At 36.6% G+C, this 21,535-nt stretch carries 22 protein-coding genes and 1 other annotated feature; all 22 genes read right to left on the bottom strand.

Translation table 11 applies throughout. From position 1 onward, the window contains the following. Positions 1-101: 101 nt before the first annotated feature. The 22 genes from uraA to spoVE all read right to left on the bottom strand — a co-directional run bounded on the left by uraA (position 102) and on the right by spoVE (position 21,506). Positions 102-1,385 (bottom strand): uracil permease, encoded by a 1,284-nt coding sequence (gene uraA / locus RCJ96_RS05090; protein WP_316148999.1) that lies wholly within the window; start codon positions 1,383-1,385, stop codon positions 102-104. Between the two features lie 146 nt (positions 1,386-1,531). Continuing rightward, the gene (gene pyrR, locus RCJ96_RS05085) at positions 1,532-2,074 is read right to left on the bottom strand and encodes a bifunctional pyrimidine operon transcriptional regulator/uracil phosphoribosyltransferase (protein WP_001156487.1); all 543 of its coding nucleotides are present in this window, start codon (positions 2,072-2,074) and stop codon (positions 1,532-1,534) included. Between the two features lie 202 nt (positions 2,075-2,276). Further along, positions 2,277-3,185: an RluA family pseudouridine synthase gene (locus RCJ96_RS05080; protein ID WP_000005838.1), complete on the bottom strand. Its 909-nt coding sequence runs from the start codon at positions 3,183-3,185 to the stop codon at positions 2,277-2,279. A 4-nt stretch (positions 3,186-3,189) separates the two neighbouring features. Continuing rightward, positions 3,190-3,648 (bottom strand): lipoprotein signal peptidase LspA, encoded by a 459-nt coding sequence (gene lspA / locus RCJ96_RS05075; protein ID WP_000642177.1) that lies wholly within the window; start codon positions 3,646-3,648, stop codon positions 3,190-3,192. Positions 3,649-3,772: 124 nt separating this feature from the next. Beyond that, positions 3,773-4,102: a TraR/DksA family transcriptional regulator gene (locus RCJ96_RS05070; RefSeq protein ID WP_001004661.1), complete on the bottom strand. Its 330-nt coding sequence runs from the start codon at positions 4,100-4,102 to the stop codon at positions 3,773-3,775. A gap of 155 nt (positions 4,103-4,257) precedes the next feature. Next, positions 4,258-7,023, bottom strand: a complete 2,766-nt coding sequence (ileS2, locus tag RCJ96_RS05065) for an isoleucine--tRNA ligase (RefSeq protein WP_316148997.1) — start codon at positions 7,021-7,023, stop codon at positions 4,258-4,260. Positions 7,024-7,094: 71 nt separating this feature from the next. Next, positions 7,095-7,319, bottom strand: a binding site (T-box leader). A 51-nt stretch (positions 7,320-7,370) separates the two neighbouring features. Next, the gene (gene divIVA / locus RCJ96_RS05060) at positions 7,371-7,877 is read right to left on the bottom strand and encodes a septum site-determining protein DivIVA (RefSeq protein WP_001131612.1); all 507 of its coding nucleotides are present in this window, start codon (positions 7,875-7,877) and stop codon (positions 7,371-7,373) included. A gap of 89 nt (positions 7,878-7,966) precedes the next feature. Beyond that, on the bottom strand, positions 7,967-8,734 hold the full coding sequence (locus tag RCJ96_RS05055; RefSeq protein ID WP_000029725.1) for a YlmH family RNA-binding protein: 768 nt from the start codon (positions 8,732-8,734) through the stop codon (positions 7,967-7,969). A gap of 15 nt (positions 8,735-8,749) precedes the next feature. Next, a complete protein-coding gene (locus RCJ96_RS05050) occupies positions 8,750-9,013 on the bottom strand; it encodes a YggT family protein (protein WP_000450918.1) in 264 nt (87 codons plus the stop codon). Between the two features lie 6 nt (positions 9,014-9,019). Beyond that, positions 9,020-9,490 (bottom strand): cell division protein SepF, encoded by a 471-nt coding sequence (locus RCJ96_RS05045; protein ID WP_000119138.1) that lies wholly within the window; start codon positions 9,488-9,490, stop codon positions 9,020-9,022. Between the two features lie 19 nt (positions 9,491-9,509). Further along, entirely contained in the window at positions 9,510-10,184 is a 675-nt protein-coding gene (locus RCJ96_RS05040) for a YggS family pyridoxal phosphate-dependent enzyme (RefSeq protein ID WP_316148994.1), read from the bottom strand. Continuing rightward, positions 10,181-10,999 (bottom strand): peptidoglycan editing factor PgeF, encoded by an 819-nt coding sequence (gene pgeF, locus RCJ96_RS05035; protein WP_074606278.1) that lies wholly within the window; start codon positions 10,997-10,999, stop codon positions 10,181-10,183. The genes RCJ96_RS05040 and pgeF overlap by 4 nt, the downstream gene beginning before the upstream one ends. 117 nt (positions 11,000-11,116) lie before the next feature. Continuing rightward, the gene (locus tag RCJ96_RS05030; RefSeq protein WP_001998116.1) at positions 11,117-11,401 is read right to left on the bottom strand and encodes a YlmC/YmxH family sporulation protein; all 285 of its coding nucleotides are present in this window, start codon (positions 11,399-11,401) and stop codon (positions 11,117-11,119) included. A 167-nt stretch (positions 11,402-11,568) separates the two neighbouring features. Beyond that, complete coding sequence (sigG, locus tag RCJ96_RS05025; protein ID WP_000197753.1) at positions 11,569-12,348, bottom strand: RNA polymerase sporulation sigma factor SigG; 780 nt, start codon at positions 12,346-12,348, stop codon at positions 11,569-11,571. A gap of 157 nt (positions 12,349-12,505) precedes the next feature. Next, positions 12,506-13,225 (bottom strand): RNA polymerase sporulation sigma factor SigE, encoded by a 720-nt coding sequence (gene sigE, locus RCJ96_RS05020; protein ID WP_000976948.1) that lies wholly within the window; start codon positions 13,223-13,225, stop codon positions 12,506-12,508. 19 nt (positions 13,226-13,244) lie between these two features. Beyond that, entirely contained in the window at positions 13,245-14,162 is a 918-nt protein-coding gene (spoIIGA, locus tag RCJ96_RS05015; RefSeq protein WP_000261994.1) for a sigma-E processing peptidase SpoIIGA, read from the bottom strand. A gap of 314 nt (positions 14,163-14,476) precedes the next feature. Then, entirely contained in the window at positions 14,477-15,631 is a 1,155-nt protein-coding gene (ftsZ, locus tag RCJ96_RS05010) for a cell division protein FtsZ (RefSeq protein WP_000888991.1), read from the bottom strand. A gap of 39 nt (positions 15,632-15,670) precedes the next feature. Beyond that, on the bottom strand, positions 15,671-16,978 hold the full coding sequence (gene ftsA / locus RCJ96_RS05005; RefSeq protein WP_001087555.1) for a cell division protein FtsA: 1,308 nt from the start codon (positions 16,976-16,978) through the stop codon (positions 15,671-15,673). A gap of 400 nt (positions 16,979-17,378) precedes the next feature. Further along, the gene (gene divIB / locus RCJ96_RS05000; protein ID WP_000798224.1) at positions 17,379-18,149 is read right to left on the bottom strand and encodes a cell division protein DivIB; all 771 of its coding nucleotides are present in this window, start codon (positions 18,147-18,149) and stop codon (positions 17,379-17,381) included. A gap of 98 nt (positions 18,150-18,247) precedes the next feature. After that, positions 18,248-19,153, bottom strand: a complete 906-nt coding sequence (gene murB / locus RCJ96_RS04995) for a UDP-N-acetylmuramate dehydrogenase (protein WP_416503908.1) — start codon at positions 19,151-19,153, stop codon at positions 18,248-18,250. 61 nt (positions 19,154-19,214) lie between these two features. Then, a complete protein-coding gene (gene murG / locus RCJ96_RS04990; protein ID WP_446699725.1) occupies positions 19,215-20,309 on the bottom strand; it encodes an undecaprenyldiphospho-muramoylpentapeptide beta-N-acetylglucosaminyltransferase in 1,095 nt (364 codons plus the stop codon). A 105-nt stretch (positions 20,310-20,414) separates the two neighbouring features. Then, positions 20,415-21,506 (bottom strand): stage V sporulation protein E, encoded by a 1,092-nt coding sequence (gene spoVE, locus RCJ96_RS04985; protein ID WP_000753510.1) that lies wholly within the window; start codon positions 21,504-21,506, stop codon positions 20,415-20,417. Between the last annotated feature and the right edge of the window lie 29 nt (positions 21,507-21,535).

Here is a 21,535-nt window from a genome sequence, read left to right as displayed (position 1 = left end):
TATAACAACCTTTGCATAAAAATACCCTAGTCGTGTGAGACTAGGGTGCAAGAAAGAAGCCACCCTTTCCGGTCTCACAGGACTGAATTAAAAGGTTATTATTATGAAGCAATCTGGTTAGATTGTTTTATTTGTTTCGTTTCCGGTAGTAGTAGATTTAACAGTACACCTACAATTGCTGCTAGTGCCATTCCTTCTACTTGGAATGATTCTCCTACGTGAAGTACCGCTCCACCAATACCGATTACTAGTATTACTGATGCAATCATTAAGTTTCGTTTGTCACTTAAATCTGTTTTATCGTCTACCATCATGCGTAATCCGCTTGATGCGATTACACCGAATAGTAAGATGGATACACCACCCATAACTGGTGTTGGGATCGAATGAATCAGCGCAGAAATCTTACCAATAAATCCGAACATGATTGCGAATACCGCTGAACCGATGAATAAGTATACACTGTACGCTCTTGTAATTGCTAGCACACCGATGTTTTCACCATACGTTGTATTCGGTGGTCCACCGATTAGTGATGCGATTAATGTTGCTACTCCATCACCGAAGATCGAACGGTGTAAACCTGGTTTTTCAATTAAATCCCTTTTAATAACATTCCCTAATACAATTTGATGTCCGATATGTTCTGAAATTGTTACTAGTGCAACTGGTACCATCAAGAGTACAATCTTCCATGAAAACTCTGGTGTGTATGTTACAAATGGTACTGTGAAATCTGGTACAACAAACCATTTTGCCTCAGCTATCGGCTTTAAGTCTACTAGTCCTTGGAAGTAAGCGAAGATGTAACCTCCGATGATTCCAAGTAACACTGGTATGATACTGAAGAACCCTCTCCCGAATATGGAGCAAATGATTGTAATTGCTAATGTTACTAATGCTACTGAAAAGTGTGTAAAGCTATATTTGCCATCCGCACCATTCATCGCCATGTTAACTGCTGTATGTGCTAAAGCTAGCCCGATTACCATTACTACTGGACCAACTACGATTGGTGGTAGTAATTTCATAATCCACTTTGATCCTGATTTCTTAATTCCGAGTGAGATTAAGATGTATACAAGTCCTGCTAGCAAACCACCAAGCATTGCTGCTCCGGGTCCCCCTGCCGTTTTCGCTGTTATAATCGGTGCGATAAAGGCAAATGATGATCCAAGATAGGCAGGTACTTGACCTTTCGTTATAAGAAGAAACGCTAACGTTCCTAATCCACTTGATATTAATGCTACTGACGGATTCAATCCTGTTAAAAATGGAACAAGCACTGTTGATCCAAACATCGCGAACAAATGTTGTATACTTAAAAATAACCATTTTCCCGGTTTCGGTACTTCATTAACGTCTAACACTGGCTTTTGTTCCATTGTTACATCCTCCTTCAGTTTAAATCTTTGCAATAAAAAAACTCTTTGTGCCTGTGCACAAAGAGTCCTACACTTTCGTATGCCAAATTTGACATATGAAAGCCAAGACCCTTTGGCAGCCTCACAGGACTACATTTAAAAGGGCTTTACTTATCGTATATGCTTACTCGATCTTGTTGATCTGTCTCTTGCAAATCAACTTCGATACGCTCTTCACTTGATGTTGGAATGTTCTTTCCTACATAATCAGCGCGAATTGGTAGTTCACGATGACCTCTATCAACAAGAACCGCTAGTTGGATTTGTGATGGTCTACCTAAATCCATAAGAGCATCCATTGCTGCTCGAACAGTTCTGCCTGTATATAATACATCATCCACAAGGATAACTTTTTTCTTCGTAATATCTACAGGGATATCAGAACCTTTTACAAGTGGTTCTTTATTTTTCGATTGTAGCGTTAAATCATCACGATATAACGTAATGTCTAGCTCTCCAACCTCTATTTCTTTTCCTTCAATTTGACCAATTCGTTCTGCCAAACGTTGTGCAATAAAAATTCCACGAGTTTTAATTCCGACAAGAACACAATTATCGACACCTTTATTTCGTTCCACGATTTCATGACTAATTCGTGTTAAAGCGCGGCGAATCATTTGGTCATCTAAAACGACAGCTTTCTCTTGCATGCTCTACACCTCCAAGCTTTTTTCTTGCGTGAGAGTAATGGTATAAAAAAAGTCCTCTCAGCGTGTGCGAGAGGACTTTTGAAAAAGGGTACAGCATACCCTATGTATTTCAAACCGTTACCTTCTCAACCTCACGGGGCTGTGTTAAAGGATCATTATTTAACTGTTGTCAGTATCTCAGTTTTCTTATGATTTGTCAATACTATTTTCGTAAAATATTTAATGCGTCTTCAAACACTTCTGGAATCGGTGCCTCAAACTGAATATATTCACCAGTACGAGGATGGTCAAATCCTAAAATACCTGCGTGAAGTGCTTGTCCATTCATGTCTAATGTTTTCTTTGGTCCATACTTTGGATCTCCTGCAAGTGGATAGCCAATATATTTCATATGAACACGAATTTGGTGTGTACGCCCTGTTTCTAAGCGACATTCTACAAGTGTGAAATCTTTGAATCGCTCTAACACTTGGAAATGCGTAACAGCATGCTTACCATTTTCATCAACCGTCATACTTTGACGTTCTTTCTTATCACGAGCAATCGGAGCATCAATTGTTCCCTTATCATGCGGAATAACACCGTGTACAATCGCTTTGTAACGTCTTGTTACTGTTTTTGCTACAAGTTGATTTACAAGTGATTCGTGTGCCATATCATTTTTAGCAACCATTAATAGGCCTGATGTATCTTTATCAATACGATGCACGATACCTGGACGCATTACACCGTTAATACCCGATAAGTCTGTACAATGGTGCATAAGACCGTTCACAAGCGTTCCACTTGTATGACCTGGTGCTGGATGTACAACCATACCACGCGGCTTATTAACAACAAGTACATCTGCATCTTCATAATAAATTTCTAAGTTCATATCTTCTGGCTGAATATCTAACTCTTCTGGCTCAGGAATCGTCACTGTAATTTCATCATTTTCTCTAACTTTATAATTCCCTTTTACAGCTTTTCCATTAACTGTCACAACGTCATCTTTAATCCATTGTTGTACTTGTGTACGTGACCATTCATTATTTATTCCTGCAACGAATTTATCAATTCGCTCGTTTTTTTGTTCTTCTGCAACTGTTACTTGTACTACTTCACTCATTCAATTACTCCTTCGTTTTCTTGCCTTCTAATAATGTTTGAATAATAATTAATACAACACCAATACATAATGCTGAATCAGCGATATTGAATACTGGATAGTTGTACGAGAAAATATACACGTGAATGAAATCCACTACTTCTTGTCTAAATACACGATCAATAAAATTACCAATTGCTCCGCCTAAAATTAGACCTAATGAAATTCCTAGAAGCTTGTCTGTTTTTGCATATTTTTTCATATAAAATACGATAAATGCTACAAAAACGACTGTAATAATGTAGAAAAACCACATTTTATTTTCTAAAATGCCCCAAGCAGCTCCTCTATTTCGATGTGATGTTATGTATAATACATTATCGATAATCGGAATACTCGTACCTAATTCCATGTTCTTTACAATTAGCCATTTCGATATTTGATCGATGGCAATGACAAATAACGCTATTACATAATATATCATTTTCATTTCCCCCACAAAGACAGTGTACCTCAAAATTTTAGCATAGCTGCAACCTTTTCACAATGAACCTTTATAGAAGAATAAAATAAATTAAAAAAAGGTAATATAATATCGTTGTGCACATTCATACATTTACTTTTTCATAGAAAAATTCATGAATGGTACGGGCAGTCGGCATCGTTTTCATTTGTTTTACCGAAATGACTCTCCCTGTGTCTTCACAAATACCATACATATCTATTTCCATTTTAAATAATGCACGTTCTACATCTTTTAAATCCTCTTTTATATCATGTAACAAAAGTTTTTTCTTTATCTCTTCCTTCATTTCATATCCAAGCTCTTCGCTAAACTCTGTATCATATTTGTGCATGACCTCTTTAGCTAGCCTCTCTTGTAACTCTTTTCGCATCAATTGCAATTCTTCTTTGATTTCCATATACATTTCATTCACGTGTACATTCCTCCCAGTTGCAATGTACGATTAGTGTGTCCGAAATTTATATGCTTACCTCTCACACATTTTTCCTTCATAGGAAAGAGAGTGAAAGTTATTTCAATATACTGTTAACAAAAAAATGACTGCACTTTACGTGCAGTCATCCCTTATTATTTTACATAATTTTCTTTAACAACTGTTGCACAACGCTCACATAATGTTTCATGTTCAGCGTCTTTACCAATTGTTTCTGAAACTACCCAACAACGTTCACATGTTTCACCAGTTGCTTGAGCAACAACAACCGCTGTATGTTCATACTTCGGTGCATCTGCTGGCGCTTCTTCCATCATGCCACCAAGTTTGTACTCAGAAACGATGAATAATTGCTTTAAGTCTTCGTTAATAGACTCTAACATAGCTTTCATTTCTGCAGTTGGATATAGCGTAATGCTTGCATTTAATGACTTACCGATTACCTTTTCATTACGAGCTACTTCTAACGCTTTTAATACGTCATCACGCAATGTCATAAATGCATCCCATTTTGTTTTTAATGCTTCCGCATCATCTAATTGTACAGCTTCTGGCATATCAGTTAATTGTACACTTTCTTCTGTTACGCCTGGAATGTATGGCCATACTTCATCAGCTGTATGCGGTAAGATTGGTGTTACAAGTTTCGTCAATGCAACAAGAACATCATATAATACAGTTTGAATTGCACGACGATCTTCATGGTTCGCACCTTCAATGTATAAAATGTCTTTTGCAAAGTCTAAGTAGAATGAACTTAAATCAATTGTACAGAAGTTATGAATTGCATGATATACAGCAGCGAAGTCGTATGTCTCATATGCTTCTTTTACTTTTGTAATTAAGTCATTTAATTTCACTAACATGTAACGATCTACTTCACGAAGTTCAGCTACAGCTACTGTATTTTCACTTGGCTTAAAGTCGTCTAAGTTTCCTAATAAGAAACGGAATGTGTTACGGATTTTACGATACACTTCTGCTACTTGTTTTAAAATATCATCCGAAATACGTACATCAGATTGATAGTCAACAGAAGATACCCATAATCGTAAAATATCTCCGCCTAATTGATCCATAATTTTCTTCGGTACGACGATGTTTCCAATCGACTTACTCATTTTACGCCCTTCACCATCTAATACGAAACCGTGGCTTAGTACGCCTTTATATGGCGCTTTTCCTGTTACAGCAACTGCTGTCGATAATGAAGAGTTAAACCAACCACGATATTGGTCAGATCCTTCTAAATATAAATCTGCTGGACGTTGTAAGTCATTGCGCTCTTCTAATACCGCTTGGTGAGAAGAACCTGAGTCGAACCATACATCCATGATGTCTGTTTCTTTACGGAATTCACCATTTGGGCTACCTGGATGTGTAAATCCTTCTGGTAATAGATCTTTCGCTTCACGCTCAAACCATACGTTAGAACCGTGTTCACGGAATAAATCAGCTACATGGTTAATTGTTTCATCCGTAATAATTGGATCACCATTCTCAGCATAGAATACAGGAATTGGCACACCCCATGCACGCTGACGAGAAATACACCAGTCACCACGGTCACGAACCATGTTATGAAGACGAGTTTCACCCCATGCTGGTACCCATTTTGTTTCCGCAACAGCTTCTAATAACTCTTTACGGAATGCTTCAATAGATGCAAACCACTGTGCTGTCGCACGGAAAATAATAGGTTTTTTCGTTCTCCAATCATGTGGATATGAATGCGTAATGAATGTTAGCTTCAGTAATGCGCCTACTTCTTCTAATTTTTCTGTAATTGGCTTGTTAGCTTTATCATAGAATAAGCCTTCAAATCCAGGTGCTTCCTCTGTTAATACACCTTTATCATCAACTGGGCAAAGTACTTCTAAGCCATACTTTTTACCAACAATAAAGTCATCTTCCCCGTGTCCTGGTGCTGTATGAACACAACCTGTACCTGCATCCGTTGTTACGTGATCTCCTAGCATAACTAATGAATCACGATCGTAGAATGGATGCTTTGCAACTGTATACTCAAGCTCACTACCTTTTACCGTTTTCACAACTTCAGCATTTTCCCACTCTAACGTTTTTGCAACTGTCTCAAATAGTTCAGAAGCAATAATATATTTTTCATCATTTACTTTTACAATAGCGTATTCAAGTTCTGGGTGAACAGAAATACCTAAGTTTGCAGGCAACGTCCAAGGCGTTGTTGTCCAGATAATGTATTTCTCATCACCTTCTAATACGTTCTTTCCATCTTTTACAGGGAATGCTACGTAAATAGATGCTGATTTTTTATCTTGGTATTCAATTTCAGCTTCTGCTAAAGCTGATTCACTCGTTGGTGACCAGTAAACTGGTTTTTGTCCTTTATAGATATAACCTTTTTTCGCCATATCACCAAACACTTTAATTTGTTGTGCTTCATAAGCTGGCTCTAAAGTAATGTATGGGTTATCCCAATCAGCACGTACACCTAAACGCTTAAATTGCTCACGCTGACGTTCTACTTGTTCATATGCATACTCTGCACATAACTTACGGAACTCAGCAACTGTCATTTCTTTACGCTTTACACCTTTATTTGTTAAAGCTTGTTCAATTGGTAAACCGTGTGTATCCCAACCTGGGACATATGGCGCACAGAAACCAGTCATTGATTTATAACGAACGATAAAGTCTTTTAATACTTTATTTAATGCATGTCCCATATGAATGTCACCATTCGCATATGGAGGTCCATCATGCAGTACAAATAAAGGACGACCTTTCGTATGTTCTTGTACCTTTTCATAAATATTCATTTCCGCCCACTTTTCTTGCATTGCAGGCTCACGTTTTGGTAAATTCCCACGCATTGGGAACTCTGTTTTTGGCATTAGTAATGTATTTTTGTACTCCATGCTCAATTCCTCCTTACATGTATAAAAGAAAGACCTAAAAAACGGAATAAAAAAGAGACTTTCTCATCCCAAAAAGGGACGAGAAAGTCTCCCGCGGTACCACCCTAGTAGATCCTATACGTATGTATACAATCCTCTTTATATTCTTAACGCGAATATACGCCTACGCTTACTCTATTTGTTCAGCGCGGAACTCCAGGGTGATATTCCCATTATCTCCTTATCCTGAGCTTACACCATCCTCAGTTCGCTATATAAGGTATGAAAAAGGTACTTATCCCTATCTTCGTTTTTCTTAATAAATATGTTGTTTAAAATTATATGTAATAATGAGAAAAACGTCAAGCTTACACTGTTTCTTCTTTTTTCAACAGCTCGTCTACTTCGTCTTCTAACTCAATTAGTTTATCCCAATCATCGTTGTTTAACATTTCAAGCTGTGTTTCTAATAACATACGGAAACGAGTGCGGAATACTTTCGCTTGTTTCTTTAGCTCTTCAATATCAAAAGCAACTTTTCTTGATTTTACTAAAGCTTCGTTAATAATACGGTCTGCATTCTTTTCAGCTTCACGTACAATTAATTTCGCTTCTTTTTGGGCATTACGTTTTACTTCTTCCGCTGCTTCTTGTGCAACAACGATAGATTTGTTTAACGTATCTTCAATATTAGAGAAATGATCTAACTTCCCTTCTAATTGCGCAACTTGTTCTTCTAAAGCTTTTTTCTCACGAATGACTAATTCATAATCTTTGATAATTTGATCAAGAAACTCATTTACTTGATCCTCATCATAGCCACGGAATCCGCGACCAAATTCTTTGTTATGAATATCTAATGGTGTTAACGGCACAACGCCACCTCCAAGTAGTTATCTAAATTTCCTCTTTCAATTATATCTTTTCTTCGACAAAATAGGAGGATTTCCTTCTAAAAAACCAATCATTTTAGTATACCATACAAAATTCTCCATTTGTCGCGCTTTGTTCTACCTTCTACAGAAAACAATTTACTGCGTCCATATCCTCTCACTGAAAAAACATCTCCTGGATAACATTCATAAGAGGTTTGCTCCACTGTTTTCCAATTCACTTTTACTAAACCATTTTTTATGAAAGGTTGTACTTTTTGCCTAGATATATGTAACATTTCAGCTAACATAACATCTAAACGAAGTGAAGAAACCGTTCCGGATTTCTCCCCCCACGTTTCTTGTATCTGTAGAATTTTTTCCCCTTGCACTGGTGATAAGGAGACTTTCACTTTTCCTATAGATTGTAAGTTCATCTCAATATAAGATACAACTTCTTTCGCGACTACAATTTGGGCACGATCTTCTTGAAGCAAAATATCACCACATTTTTCTCTCGTTAAACCGAGAGACATAAATGTACCTAATATTTGCCTATGCTCTAGCGTATAAAACTTGGAAGGATAGTCAATTTCCAATACTTCTACTTGAAATTCCTCTTCATTTATTACTAGATAGTCCGGATAAATGAGTGCTCTTTTGCGCTCTGCTTGAGACGTTGCACCATCAAATTGTACAGCAACATCTCCTTGTCCTATTACCATCGTGACAATTTGTTGTTGTCTTGGATCAAGAAAGTCTGTTAACTTCACTTGATGGTACTCTGCTGCTCGCTTCCACTCTAACACTTTATCCACAAAGACCACTTCATCAGGTCTAAAATGCTCGTAGATGCTCATGTATTTAACCTCTTACTATAAGAAATAGCCGAATAAAGTTACTAAACCACTTGTAGCAAGTTTCAACGCAAAAATCGCAACGAGTGGTGAGATGTCAATCATACCAAGCGGCGGAATAAATCTGCGAAATGGTTCTAAATACGGTTCACAAATACGGGCAAGAAAATCTCCGAAAGTTGATTCCTTTGCACCTGGGAACCATGATAGGAGAATGTAAATAATAAGTGCCCACGAGTAAATCTCGATAGCAGTAACTAAAAGCCTTAAAACTGTTTCCATGGCGTATTACCACCTCTTTATATTTGTGTCTTCTTCTTCACCGAATAACTCTGAAATTGCACCAACTATATCTACATTTTCAGGCGTACACATAAATGTTTTCGGTCCTATTTTTTGAATGTCCCCGCCTATAGCGTATACAGTACCACTTAAAAAGTCAACGATACGTACAGCTTGATCCGTAGACATTCGTTGTAAATTAATTACAACAGCTCGTCTACCTTTTAAATGGTCCGCAATTCCTTGCGCTTCCGAATATGTGCGTGGTTCTAATAAAACAACTTTTGAGGATTGCTTCGCTGTTTCAATGCTCACAACATTTTGTTTCGTTTGCGCTTTTGGAAACGTAACATCTTGTTGTTCTGGCGGATCTTGCTGCTTCTTCATGTCCGTTTGCTCCTTTTCATAACTATATTGAGCCGCTTCTTTTTCTTCAGGTGTATCAAAAAAGAAGTATTTTACTTTTGACCAACTCATAATAAGATTCTCCTTCCTTTTACGCTTTTCCTACTAAAATCGTCCCCAAACGAATGTATGTAGCACCTTCTTCAATTGCAATCGTGTAATCATTAGACATTCCCATTGATAATTCTTTACATGGCGCATGTAATAATTCTAACTCCTGCACCTCTGTTTGTAGCATACGTAATGTCTTAAAACAGCGTCTGATTTCTTCCTCTTCTTCTGTAAACGGAGCCATTGTCATTAGTCCAACCACTTCAATCTTATCCAATTCTTGCAAACTTTGAATAAAAGAAACGGTTTCTTCTATTGCCAATCCTTGCTTTGATTCTTCAGATGATGTTTTCACTTGAATAAAACATTTCACTTTCTTATCCGCACGTTTTTGAATTTCTTTTGCAAGTGAAAGACGATCTAATGAATGTAAATAATCGATTTCATTAATGATTTCTTTTACTTTTCTCGTTTGTAATGATCCAATAAAATGCCAATTCACTTTTGAACCGAAATGTTCATACTTCTGTAAGAAACCTTCATTTCTATTTTCACCTAAATCGATAATTCCTGCTTCAATTACTTCGTTTGTTTTTTCAATTCCTACCGTTTTTGTAACTGCAACGAGTTTAATATCTTGCAAAGAACGTCCCACTCGCGCGCAAGATTGTTTAATTGCTTCGTTTACAGTTGTTAAATTTGTTTGTACTGTCACTTGCTTTCATCCTCCTTAAAACCTATGAAACTCAACATTCTCCCTGTCTTACCTTGATCACGACGATGAGAGAAAAACAGTTGTTCTTCACAGCTTGTACAAAGAGATGATATTACAATATTCTCTTCTTTTATGCCTGCTTGTACACATAATATACGATTAATTTCTTTTAAATCAATTGCGTACTGTCCGTCAGAAACTTTTTTATAAGGAACAGAACCGTTTACTACTTGCTCTGCTGCTGTTAACACTCGATCATCAACAACGTAACAACAAGATCCAATTGCTGGTCCAATCGCAACATGAATTTCATCACTCGAAATCCCTTCTGCATTCCATTTTTGAATCATTTCTTTTGCAATCTCTTTTACAGTCCCTTTCCATCCAGCATGCGCAAGTCCTATCATACCATGTGATGGTGCATAAAAATAGAGTGGAACACAATCCGCATAACAAGATGTTAAAAGAACATCATTATTAGTCGTATAAATGCCATCTGTTTTTGAAATGCCGTCTTCATATGAATAAACGCCACTTCCTTTTTCCTGTTGTCCTACTTTTTCAACATGATGATCATGAACTTGTTCAGAGCAAATCCAATTTTCTAATGGTTTTTGTAACTTATTTGCTAAAATGCGTCTATTTTCATGAACGTTCTCGGCAATATCATTCACATGTAATCCTAAATTCATTGCATGAAAGGAGCCCGTACTTACTCCACCATCTTTTGTCGTAAATCCAGCAGTAATGTTTCCAAGTTCTTTCCACGCTTCTAAATACAGTATACCGTCCACATATTTAAATGGTTCTCTCATAAGGCTGCTCCTTTTAATTAAAATAACATAAAAAAGCATGGTACTTCCTGTCTATTTTACCATACTTTTATTTTTTCATAATCCTAACAGAAAAAAAAGAGGAATTTGTAATATTCTTTATGAAATTGTCGGTGTTTGTATTGATTCTGTTACAGAATTAACAGGATTTACTCTAACAAGTATGACATCTTCCCCAATTTTCACAATTTCTTTCCAAGGAATTACAATTTCTACATCTTTCCCAAAAATCCCAAACATACGTGCCTGTTTAGAAATAATAATAGAATCGATCTTCCCTGTGTTCATATCAATTTCAATATCACCAATATTACCCAGCCTTTTTCCGTCTGAAACATTTATTATATCTTTCATCTGCAATTCCGAAATTTGTATCACTTTCATCCTCTCCCTTATATATGACGAATCGAAAAAACATTGTTTCTCAAATGAACAGGAAGCAACCTCTTACCAACTTCATATTATTTTCATTATATGAACACAGCTACCCTACTATGAGCGCAAACAAACTATATGACATATAAAAAGGTCTCACCATAAATGGTGAAACCTTATCCTTGAATCGTTTTATTCATTTGTTTAATAGCTGATTTCTCTAAACGTGACACTTGTGCTTGAGAAATCCCAATTTCTTCTGCAACTTCCATTTGTGTTTTTCCTTGGAAGAAACGTTTTCGAATAATCATTTTCTCACGATCATTTAAACGCTTCATTCCTTCTTTTAGAGCTAACTCTTCAACCCACTGCTCGTCCTTTTGTTTTTCATCACTTAACTGATCCATAACAAAGATAGGATCCCCCCCATCGTTATAAATCGGCTCAAATAATGAAACTGGATCTTGAATTGCGTCTAAAGCAAAAACGATTTCTTCATGAGTCACTTCAAGCACTTTTGCAATATCCATTGCTGTTGGTTCTTTTGAATTTTCTGCAATCAACTTTTCTCTTACTTGTAACGCTTTATACGCAATATCTCGTAATGAGCGAGATACGCGAATCGGATTGTTATCACGCAAATATCTGCGTATTTCCCCAATAATCATCGGCACAGCATACGTTGAAAATTTTACATTTTGGCCTAAATCAAAATTATCAATGGATTTCATAAGTCCGATGCAACCAACTTGAAATAAATCGTCAACATATTCTCCTCTGTTATTAAATCTTTGGATGACGCTCAGTACAAGACGTAAGTTTCCATTCACTAATTTCTCTCTTGCGCTTATCTCTCCACTTTGCATTTCACGAAATAATTTACGCATTTCATCATTTTTTAGTACGGGAAGTTTAGCTGTATCAACACCGCAAATTTCTACTTTGTTTCTCGTCAAAGTGTTCCCTCCTATCGGGAGTTGCTGTACAGTGTAAAGTATTTCCTTTGAAGGGGATTTTATGCATGCGGTTTTCTCTTCATTTTTCATTTTCGTTGTCCTTCCTCATACAACGAAAGAGAATAAGACCAGCCTACATAACGGCTGGTCTTATTCTTTACACCATTTTATTAAATTCTTTTCGTAACCTTTTTATGATTCTTTTTTCCAAACGCGAAATGTATGACTGTGAAATCCCAAGCATATCCGCTACATCTTTTTGCGTCTTTTCCTCTCCTCCAGCGAGCCCAAACCGAAGTTCCATAATTTGTTTTTCACGATCATTCAATTGATGTAATGCTTTCATTAGAAGATGACGATCAACAGTAGCTTCTAAATCTTTTGTAATAATATCATCGTCTGTCCCTAATACATCTGATAATAAAAGTTCATTCCCGTCCCAATCGATGTTAAGTGGTTCATCAAAAGAAACTTCTGAACGATTTTTATTATTGCGGCGTAAATGCATTAAGATTTCATTTTCGATACAACGTGAGGCATATGTTGCTAATTTTATTTTCTTTTCTGGATTAAATGTATTTACCGCTTTAATAAGCCCGATTGTTCCAATACTAATCAAATCTTCAATATTTATCCCTGTATTTTCAAACTTTCTTGCTATATATACGACTAGCCGTAAATTACGTTCAATCAGTAACGACCTTGCCGCCTGATCTCCTTTTGGCAATTTATTTAATAAAACTTCCTCTTCTTCTTTCGTTAACGGCGGTGGTAACGCTTCACTTCCACCAATGTAATAAATTTCATCGGTCTTAATTCCTAATTTCAACAATACTTTATACCAAAGGTATACTAAATAAAATTTTAATTTCATCATATTATCCCGCCTCCCATTATTAAGCAATTACCATCTTTTGCGAAATTAACATTTTCGGATGCACAATACATTGATACTCTCCATTGGTTGACAACTGTTGTGTATTTAATCCAATCAATACTTTATTCACGACAATAGAACTACCTTCATGATAAATTTGTACACTTTCTGGCTTAATTGCCCATAAAAATTGATTCTCTACTCCTACTGCTCGGAAAGGAATTAAGCGTAATTTTGTCGCCCACCCAGAATCATTTTCTGGTATTTGAGGAATCTGTGTTTTGGAATAAATTTGTTCTGTTAACCAAGCTGGCAAACAATGTTCTAATGATGAAATATGCATAATCATAACAGGTGTTTTCGTTAACGGGTCGTAAAGTTGATTCCCACTATCAATTAAACCTGCGAGTTCTAGTTCCTCTTCAGCTAATTGAATTTTCAATTTCACAATTTGATCATAGTGTATTTTTGTAACCTCTACGCTTTCAATACGCTTTTTAGAAAAATAATAAATGACTGGAAAACCAAAAATAACGAACAACCAACTAATTGGGTCACCGTAAGAAATTGATTGAGATTGAACCAACCCATTTACCATTTCATTCGTTTGCAAAAAGAAATGAGTGCCCATTAATCCTCCGCCAACCATAAAGGTTACAAAGTAAAAAGTAAAAACAGTTTGTGCATAATTTCTAAATGTTGTAAACCCAAATGCTGTATACACAATAAGTAACGAGTACAGTAGTTTCATAATCGGATGTGTCATCATAGAAGCAAAAGGAGTAAAGGCAAAAATAACAATGGTTGAACCTATCAATGCCCCTAACACAAGCCTCCATCTTTTGATCTTCTTTTTTAACACGGTAGCTGTTAATAAAAGTAAAAGAAAATCAATGCAGGCGTTTAACAACCAAACAACGTCGGCGTAAACAACCAAACAATTCACCTCTTTTTTTAAGTTGAGACTAGTATAATGCATATCCAATAGGAAAGTGTGTCAATTTGCGGAGGTGTTTTTTTGTTATTTTGTGCTTTCTAGACATAATCTGTCGGTAAAAAATAAAAGTAAATGTTTCATAGAATGCTATATACTTTTTACTTACATATAAAGTGAAACTTTAATCACCACGCACCAATCGTGCTATCCGGCAAATAGCGGAATAGATTAAAATATATAAAATAAAAAAAGACCTGCTTAGCAGATCTTTTCCCTGTATAAAACAAAAAAGGAGCATAAATGCTCCTTTTCTTTTATCGTCTACGACGATTACGTAAGAATGCTGGAATATCGATATCATCTGAATCTGAATGACGCTCATGTACAACCGGCTCTTCACGCTTCATTTCACGTTTTACTTCACGTTGTTTTGGTGGTTGAGCTACTGGCTGTTGCTGTTGTTGCGTGTGATTCACATTCGGACGGATAATTGGTTTTGGTGGTTGAGTTGCAATTGTATCATCAAAACCAGTTGCAATTACAGTTACAACGATATCATCTTTTAATCCTTCATTAATAACCGAACCGAAGATCATATTTACTTCTGGATCTGAAGCTGAAGCTACAATGTCTGCCGCTTCTTGTACTTCATATAAGCTTAAGTTAGCTCCACCCGTAATGTTCATGATAACACCTTGAGCTCCATCAATAGATGTTTCTAATAATGGACTAGAAATCGCTTTTTTCGCAGCTTCAGCAGCACGATTTTCTCCATTACCAGAACCAATACCCATTAAAGCAGAACCTCTATTAGACATAATTGTCTTTACGTCTGCGAAGTCTAAGTTAATTAAACCTGGTGTTGCAATTAAATCAGAAATACCTTGAACACCTTGACGTAATACGTTATCTGCTTCACGGAATGCCTCTAACATTGGCGTGTTTTTATCAACAATCTCTAATAAGCGATCGTTTGGAATTACAATAAGTGTATCTACATTTTCTTTAAATGCCGCAATACCAGATGCCGCTTGTGTTGCACGCTTACGTCCTTCAAATGTAAATGGGCGTGTTACAACACCAACTGTTAATGCACCTAATTCTTTTGCCACTTGAGCAACAACTGGAGCTGCACCAGTTCCAGTTCCGCCGCCCATACCAGCAGTTACGAATACCATATCAGCACCACGAAGTGCTTCTTGGATCTGTTCTTTACTTTCTTCTGCAGCTTTTTTCCCTACTTCAGGGTTTGCACCTGCACCAAGTCCACGTGTTAATTTTCCACCAATTTGCATTTTCGTTTCAGCTTTTGATAGATTTAATGCTTGTGCATCAGTATTCACAGCGATAAAGTCTACACCTTGTACACCGTGTTCAATCATACGGTTTACAGCATTGTTTCCGCCACCGCCGACACCGATAACTTTTATATTCGCTAATTGATCTTGAGTAGTATCAAACTCTAACATGTCGAAATCCCCCTAGAACCTCATTTTTCGTGTCCAATTTTAATCCCATAAATAACGGAATACACGTTTTACTTTTGACATCATACGGTCATCATTTTGATTATTATTGTTTTGATTACGAGTTTTTTGTTTCGCAGGTTGCTGTTGTACCGGCGCTGGAGCTTGTGCTGGTACTGGTTCAAAATGCTCTTGTTTTTCCTGCACATTTTTCCCACGCAACTTAGCTTTTTGATAAGAATGTTTAATTAATCCTACTCCACTTGTATATTGGGGCTCACGCACGCCAATATAATCAGGAGTTGCTATACGAACATTTTCATGTAAAATATCATATGCAAGATCAAGAACACCTGGCATAGAAGCAATTCCACCAGTTAGTACATAACCAGAAGCTACTTGCTTTACTCCTAACTTACGCACTTCATCTTGAACAAACATTAAAATTTCCTCTACACGAGCCTCTATTATATCCGATAATTCCAACTGAGAATATTGTTCTGTTTGATCGCTTCCCATAATAGGAACCGTAAACATCTCTTCTTCAGACGCTGTATCATAAAAAGCATGTCCATATTTCAACTTAATTTGATCTGCATTTTCTGTTGAAGTTTTCAACCCAATCGCAATATCTTTCGTTATATGGTCTCCACCTAATGGTAATACGCTCGTCGCTTGTAACTCTCCATCTTTAAAAATAGATAAAGTTGTAGATCCTCCCCCCATATCAACAAGGGCTACTCCTCTATTTTTTTCATCTGAAGATATAGCAACTGTTGCAGCCGCTAAAGGTTGAAGACAAATATCAACAATTTCAAGACCTGCTTTTTCTACACAACGAAGTAGGTTATGTAGTAAAGTTCTCGAGCCTGTAATAAGTGTACCTTCCATTTCTAATCTTACACCGATCATCCCGCGCGGATCGTTAATCTCGTCAAGACCGTCTACAATGAACTGTCGAGGTACCACATCAATAAACTCACGTTCTGGAGCAATTGACACAACTTGTGCTGCATCTAGAACGCGTAAGACATCTTCATTCCCGATTTCACGATCTTCATTTGAAACAGCGACTACTCCGTGACAAGGAAGTAGCTGTACCTGGTTTGCATTGACACCTACTACAACTTGCTCAATGTGGATTCCCACCATGCGCTCAGCTTGTTCAATTGCTTTTTTAATTGATCGAACAGTCTCGTCTATATCAACTATCGATCCCTTCTTTAAACCATTTGATTTTACATTTCCAACACCAATAATGTTTAAGCTGTCATTAACCATTTCACCAATGATGACTTTAACATTGGATGTACCGATGTCAAGACTAACATATATTTCATTGCTGTTCATTCTTTGGCACCTCCTTCTTTATTTATACCATACAACTCAATATATGGAACAACAATCGCAACTTTACTATTTATAAGAAAAATATTCAACGTCTTTATACGTTTCCCTTTTTTAACCCTATATTTTTCTTATTTTTATTTAACATTCATTTAAGAATATCGCAGTAAACTATGAATAACTGCTTATCTTGAAATAATTCTATTTCAAGTGTAAAGATTACCGCCAAGTATAAGTCTACACTAAGATGTACTCATAGAAAAGTGAAACTTGTACCAATCCTAGTATGAATCTAAGAATTTTTACATATTTTTCATCAAATGAACCATTCTTGTAAATTCCTATGCATCAAGCAGAACATTCGTTTCGTTTTTTCTACTATTAAGTAGGGAAAACTATCGTTCTATTCTTTTTTTTCTTCCGCTTCTAATTCTTTCGTATATGCCCCTACTTCTAAGTCAATTAATACCTTTTTACCCGGCTCAATTGTTTTTAAGATAAGTGGATAGGTTTCCATACGCTTTGCGAAATTTTGAATCGTTGTGCTTACTTCATACCCTTCATTCATATATAAGGTAAGATGGTCTTCATTCGCATTCGTCGGTGAATAACGAATTTCAGAAATAGACCTTAAAATAGTTGGTGTTAATTTTTCAAGCTCAGCAATTAACTCCTTCATCTTCTCCTCTTTAAAAGGTTCAAAAATTGGCGCTGCAACAGGAAGCTTTCCGTTCGGGAGTACATCAAGTGTTTTCCCATTCTCTAATAACGGTTGTAATTTCCCATCTTTGTTTATATAACCAATCGTTAAATATTCTTCAATATGAACGTCAATTTTATTTGGAAAACGTTTCTTTACATTTACTGCTTTAATTTCTTTTCGTTTCGTTAAGTTTTCTTCTGCTTTATGTGCTGTCACCCGGAAATAACTTGTATCATACGTCACACCTGATTCCTTCATCACTTGTTCATCTGTCATATAATGATTTCCAAACACACTTATCTTTTTTATATTGCTAAGCGGAGATCGAAAATAAATTAAAAAGAGCACTAATAAAAATAAAATTGATATGTATAAAATCAACCGATGATTAACATTTTTCTTCTTTTTCTTCTGTTGATTTTTTAACTTTGGTACACGATCCTGTAGTTTAATCACTTTACTATTTTTCATGTACGATCCCCCTACGTAACATAAAGAACGGCATGTTCCTCATGCCGTTCTTATCTTCTTATTATAACATAAATGATAATGAGCGGAACGAATAACCGTTATCTTCCAATGATTTCTACTTCTGTATGCATTTCTACGCCAAATTTATCCTTAATTGTTTGTTTTATTAATGCAATTAAAGATAAGACATCTTGCGCGCTGGCTCCCCCAGTATTAATAATAAAATTTCCATGCATTTCAGAAATTTGAGCTCCACCTATTTGATAACCACGAAGCCCCGCCTTTTCTATTAAATCTCCTGCAAAGTATGGAGTTGGATTCCGAAACACACTTCCTGCGCACGGATGATTCCATGGCTGTGTTTCACGACGGTAATCTTTATTCTTTTGCATAACACTTACAATTCTCTCACGCTCACCTATTTGTAATTGAAACTCAGCCTCCAAAACAATACCAGGACGTTTCGTTTGCAATACAGATGTACGATAGGAAAACTCCATTTCTCCATGCGTTAACCAGTCAATTGTTCCGTCTTCAAACAAAATAAGAGCTTTTGATAATATGTTTGATATATCCGAATTATGTGCTCCTGCATTCATATACACTGCACCGCCAACACTTCCTGGAATACCACTTGCGAACTCCAGACCGGCTAACCCTTGCCGACTAAGTAAAGTTGATAATTTAATTAGGGGATACCCACCACCAACTCTTACTCTATGTTTTTCGACTTCTAAGTGGTCTAATCCTTCTCCTAAACGAATAACGACACCTTCTATACCTAGATCAGATACAAGAAGGTTCGAACCGCGACCAATTACATTCCACTTTGTTTTATATTTCTTTACTAACTGCAACGTTTTTTCAATACCGGCAACATGCTTTGGCACAATTAAAATATCAGCTGGTCCACCTATTTTCATAGTTGTATAACGTGCTAACGGTTCATCCACTAACACGCGACCAACATTTGCTTCTATAAGCTCATTTACTAATTGCTCCATAAACAATCTCCCCCATACTAAGCATCCTTATTACAGTAGTATGCAGGGCGTTCACCTAACGTTATTTTTTTACAAGCTTATTCATTACTTCATACAACTTATTTGCTGCATCTGGAATACCTAATTGCCCAGCAGCAAGCTTCATATTTTGTAATGTTTGTGTATCTAATAAAATCTCGTCAATATCACGAATAAGCGTTTCAGCTGTTAAATCTTTTTCAAGCAACATTTTTGCTGCTCCTTTATCGACAACAGAACGTGCATTTTTTTCCTGATGGTTATTTGTTACATAAGGACTCGGAATTAACACACTTGGCTTACCTAACGCTGTTAATTCTGCAAGTGTTGTTGCTCCAGCCCTTGAGACAACAAGGTCTACACCTGTAAGTACTTCTGGCATATTATGAATGAAAGGTTTAATAATAACATTATTTGGGTTCCCTTTTTGCTTCACTGCATCCATCACTTTGTCGTAATGAACTTCACCTGTTACATACAATATTTCGTAACTTTTATTTACAAACTGTTCAATTGCCTCTACGAAAGCATCGTTAATTGGTCTAGCCCCACGGCTGCCACCAAAAATAAGCACGGATTTTTTAGGAAGAGATAAACCTACTGAACGTTTTCCTTTCATTCCATTTTGATCCATTACTTCTGACGCTCGTGGGTTTCCTGTCATGACCACTTTTGACTGCGGAAAATGTTCTGCAGCCGCTTCAAAACAAACTGCAACTTTATCAACATAGCGGCTTAAAAATTTATTCGTTACACCAGGTACACTATTTTGTTCATGTACAATAGTTGGAATACCTAATTTTGCCGCAGCATATACAACAGGTCCACATACATATCCACCTGTTCCAATTACAATATCTGGATTAAAACGACGAATATATCGTTTACTATCTTGTACACCTTTTAGGAAACGCATCACCGTTTTCACGTTATCTAACGATATTTTACGCTTAAATCCACTTATAACAATAGATTGAAACGGTATACCTGCTTTTGGCACGATTGTGCTCTCTAATCCATTCTCCGTACCAATATATAAAAACCTTGCTTCCGGATTTAATTTTTTTATTTCTCTTATTAAAGCAAGAGCCGGATAAATATGACCTCCAGTGCCCCCACCACTTACTAATACACGCACTACTAACTCCTCCGCTTCTCTTTTTCTTATTACAGTCGTATTTATTTCTATATACATATTGTTTCTTCGTACACATACGAAAAACCCTGTCTTATAAAACAGGGTTTAGTAGCGAGAATGGCGACTTATATTTAATAATACACCTACTGCCATTAACATTAATGTCAAACTTGATCCACCATAACTTAAAAACGGCAAAGTAATACCCGTAACAGGCATTAATCCTGTTACAACACCAACATTAATCATTACTTGAATCGCAATCATCGCCACAATACCTACTGCTAAAAACGTACCATATAAATCTGGCGCTCCTAAAGCTATACGAATCCCACGCCATAATAATAGACTAAATAATAATAACACAAATGAACCACCAATAAAACCTAATTCCTCGGATAAGATTGCAAATATAAAGTCTGTTTGCGGTTCAGGTAAATAAAGAAACTTTTGTCTACTTTGTCCAAGTCCAAGCCCGAATAATCCTCCCGGTCCAATTGCAAGTAACGATTGAATAATTTGAAATCCACTTCCAAGCGGATCTGACCACGGATCTAAATATGATGTAATACGTTTCATCCGATACGGTGCTGATGCAATTAGCCCTACAAATCCTGCTACACCAAGCAAACCAAACATTGCAAAGTGAAAGACCCTTGCTCCCGAGATAAATATCATAATGATACATGTCCCGACCATTACCGTTCCTGTACCAAGATCTGGCTGTAACATAATCATTCCGAAAGCAAGAAATACAAAACCTAGAGCTGGTAGTAAACCACGTTTAAAAGAGGTAATTAATTTTTGTCGTTCCGCTAAAAATTTCGCTAAGAAAATAATCATCGCAAACTTCATAAATTCAGACGGTTGAATGGAAAATGCCCCGATTCCAATCCAACTTCGCGCTCCTCCTCGAACAAGACCTACTCCAGGAATAAGAACGAGAATAAGAAGAATGAAGCAAACTAGCAAAATTACTTTTGAATACGTACGCCACACCCAATAATCAATTTTCATAATAAAAAACATAGCCACTACACCAAGACCTGCGAATAGCAATTGCCTTTTTGCAAAAAAGAATGAGTCCCCCATTTTATAAGAGGCCCAAACCGCACTCGCACTATAAACCATAATCATTCCGATTGTTAACAACGCAAGTGTAACGATGATGAGAATAAAATCAGGCGTTTTCTTCATTACCCATAAACACCACCTCTTTAGGCAGA

Source organism: Bacillus sp. BSL6 (assembly GCF_052928345.1).
This window is presented reverse-complemented; position numbering and strand designations above follow the sequence as displayed.